The organism is Emticicia sp. (assembly GCF_049241225.1).
In the GTDB taxonomy this organism is placed as follows: Bacteria; Bacteroidota; Bacteroidia; order Cytophagales; family Spirosomataceae; genus Emticicia.
This window is the reverse complement of record NZ_JBMLRC010000435.1, coordinates 6,696-8,970: the sequence shown is the minus strand read 5'-3', so window position 1 is coordinate 8,970 and position 2,275 is coordinate 6,696. Positions and strand designations below refer to the sequence as shown.

General features: G+C 39.3%; 2 protein-coding genes and 1 pseudogene. All 3 read left to right on the top strand.

Annotation, left to right across the window (positions count from 1 at the left end; translation table 11 throughout):
- Nucleotides 1–381: pseudogene (locus ACOVO2_RS22670) on the top strand (serine protease); the annotation flags it as partial.
- Nucleotides 382–677: 296 nt separating this feature from the next.
- A complete protein-coding gene (locus ACOVO2_RS22665; protein ID WP_188768771.1) occupies nt 678–1,031 on the top strand; it encodes an RNA recognition motif domain-containing protein in 354 nt (117 codons plus the stop codon).
- Complete coding sequence (locus ACOVO2_RS22660; protein WP_421772159.1) at nt 1,028–2,275, top strand: DEAD/DEAH box helicase; 1,248 nt, start codon at nt 1,028–1,030, stop codon at nt 2,273–2,275. The genes ACOVO2_RS22665 and ACOVO2_RS22660 overlap by 4 nt, the downstream gene beginning before the upstream one ends.

Below are 2,275 nucleotides of genomic sequence, written 5' to 3'. Positions count from 1 at the left end.
AACTTTCAATATAACCCAGAAGCCGACGAAATTTCGTGGACAAATAGCGGAATCATCGGCACACCACGCTTCCCGATTGATGGAATGTTGACCCGCCACTTAGTTGAAAATAACGAACTTTATGGCGTCGAACTAAGCACCCCAGGCTTGCGTGGACAAAGCGGAGGCCCACTTTTCGACCGAAATGGTGTAGTTTGTGGTATGCAAAGCAAGACCAATGCTCTACACTTAGGTTTTGATATGCACAATGCTTCGCATAACGTAAACGGTAAAACCATCAAAGTCAATAATCAGCCTTTTCTGCACGTTGGGCATTGTATTCACGTAGATATTATCAAATCGTTTTTAGCTCAAAACGGTATTAAATTTTACGAAGCTTGATTTGTCATGAAGTAAGGAGTAGGATAGATATTTACCCATGACACGCACAGCGTGCCATGTAGATTGTCTCCGTGTCATGCTGTGCATGGTACGGATTTGAGTAAAAGACATTCTCTGGATAAAATTGACAGAATCGATATGTTTGACCACGGTAGAGACAGGGCATGCCCTGTCTCTACGCTCCAAATTAAATTCATTTTTGAAATGTTTTGAATCAATTTGTTGCAATCACGGTGCAAAATCAAAGATTTCATTCAAAAATCCGTACTTTTGTAAAATAATAATAAAAACAAACGATGGATATTTTTGTAGGCAGTTTACCTTTCAAACTCAAAGAGAAAGAATTAAAAGAACTTTTTGAAAAGTTTGGAGAAGTAACATCGGCCAAAATTGTAAAAAGTAAATCGACACGCCAAAATAAAGGTTTTGGATTTGTTGATATGCCCAATGAAGAAGAAGTACGCAAGGCCATATTTGAGTTAAACGGTTTCGAGATAATGGGGCGTAATATTGAGGTGAGTTTATCGGAGAAAAAAGATAAGTCAAAAGCAAAATCTACTAAAGCACCCAAGCTAAATTCGCAAGGAAAGTTATTTGTGAAAGACACTTACAAACCTTTCAAAGGAATAGATAAACGAGGAAAACGATGAAATTCGACGATTATAGTATTTCGCACGAACTCAAAAAAAACATTGCTGAGTTAGGCTTCAAACGCCCGACTGACATTCAGTTTAAGTCTATTCCGCCGATTCTGAAAGGTGAAGATGTGTTGGCCATTGCCCAAACAGGTACAGGAAAAACCGCCGCTTTTGCCATTCCGATAATTAGTATTTTGCAAGAAATGAAGCACTCGGTGCGATACGAAGAAGGCGTAAAGTGCATTGTGCTTGAGCCAACCCGTGAGCTGGCTTTACAAGTTACTGAGGTTTTTCAGAAAATGGCAAAAGGTACAAAAGTCGAAACACTTTGCCTTTTTGGTGGTGTTGACCAAGCTCCACAAGTAGATAAACTCGTGAAAGGCGTTGATATTCTGATTGCTACCCCGGGCCGAATGTTTGATTTAATTTACCAAAAACATCTCAAAATCACGGGCGTTGAAATCTTAGTGCTTGATGAAGCCGACCACATGCTCGATTTGGGGTTCATCAAAGATATTCAGGATGTAAAGAAATTTTTGCCCAAATTTCATCAAACGCTATTCTTTTCGGCAACCATCAACGAGCAAATCAAAAAAGTAGCTTACTCGTTGGTCAGAAATGCCATCCGTATTCAGCTTTCGCCTAAAGACCCTGTTGCCAAAAATATCAAGCATTCGGTAGCTTTTGTGGAAATGGATGATAAACGTTTCTTTTTGGAACGAGTCATTAACGAAAATCCAGAAAGTAAGATTTTGGTTTTTGTGCGTACGAAAGTGCGTGCCGAAAGAGTAAAATCTGCCATGCAAAGAGTGGGAATTGAAAGTGAAACGATTCACGGAGATAAAGAACAACTCGACCGCCTTTCGGTGTTAGATAAATTCAGAAGTGGTGAAGTAAAAATACTGATAGCCACTGATGTAAGTGCCAGAGGAATTGATATTCCGAATGTAGATTATGTAGTAAATTATGATTTGCCCGATGTGCCAGAAAACTACGTGCATAGGGTAGGGCGTACGGGTCGAGGAATGCAAAAAGGTTTGGCGGTTTCATTTTGTGCGACCGAAGAAAAACCGATTCTCGACGAAATAGAGGGTTTCATGGGCAAGAAAATCAGAGTTTTGGAGCTTGACAAGCAAGAATACAACGAAACGATTGATTTCTCGAAAGATACAACCAATTATGATTTGAAAGCTTTGCTCAAAGAAGCCGAAGAATTGGAAGCATTAAAGAAAAAGACAAAAAAGAAGAAAAAATAA

Excerpts from the sequence above, each read along its gene's own strand:
- ACOVO2_RS22660 (WP_421772159.1), top strand. The coding sequence starts at position 1,028 with ATGAAATTCGACGATTATAGTATTTCGCACGAACTCAAAAAAAACATT.
- ACOVO2_RS22665 (WP_188768771.1), top strand. The coding sequence starts at position 678 with ATGGATATTTTTGTAGGCAGTTTACCTTTCAAACTCAAAGAGAAAGAA.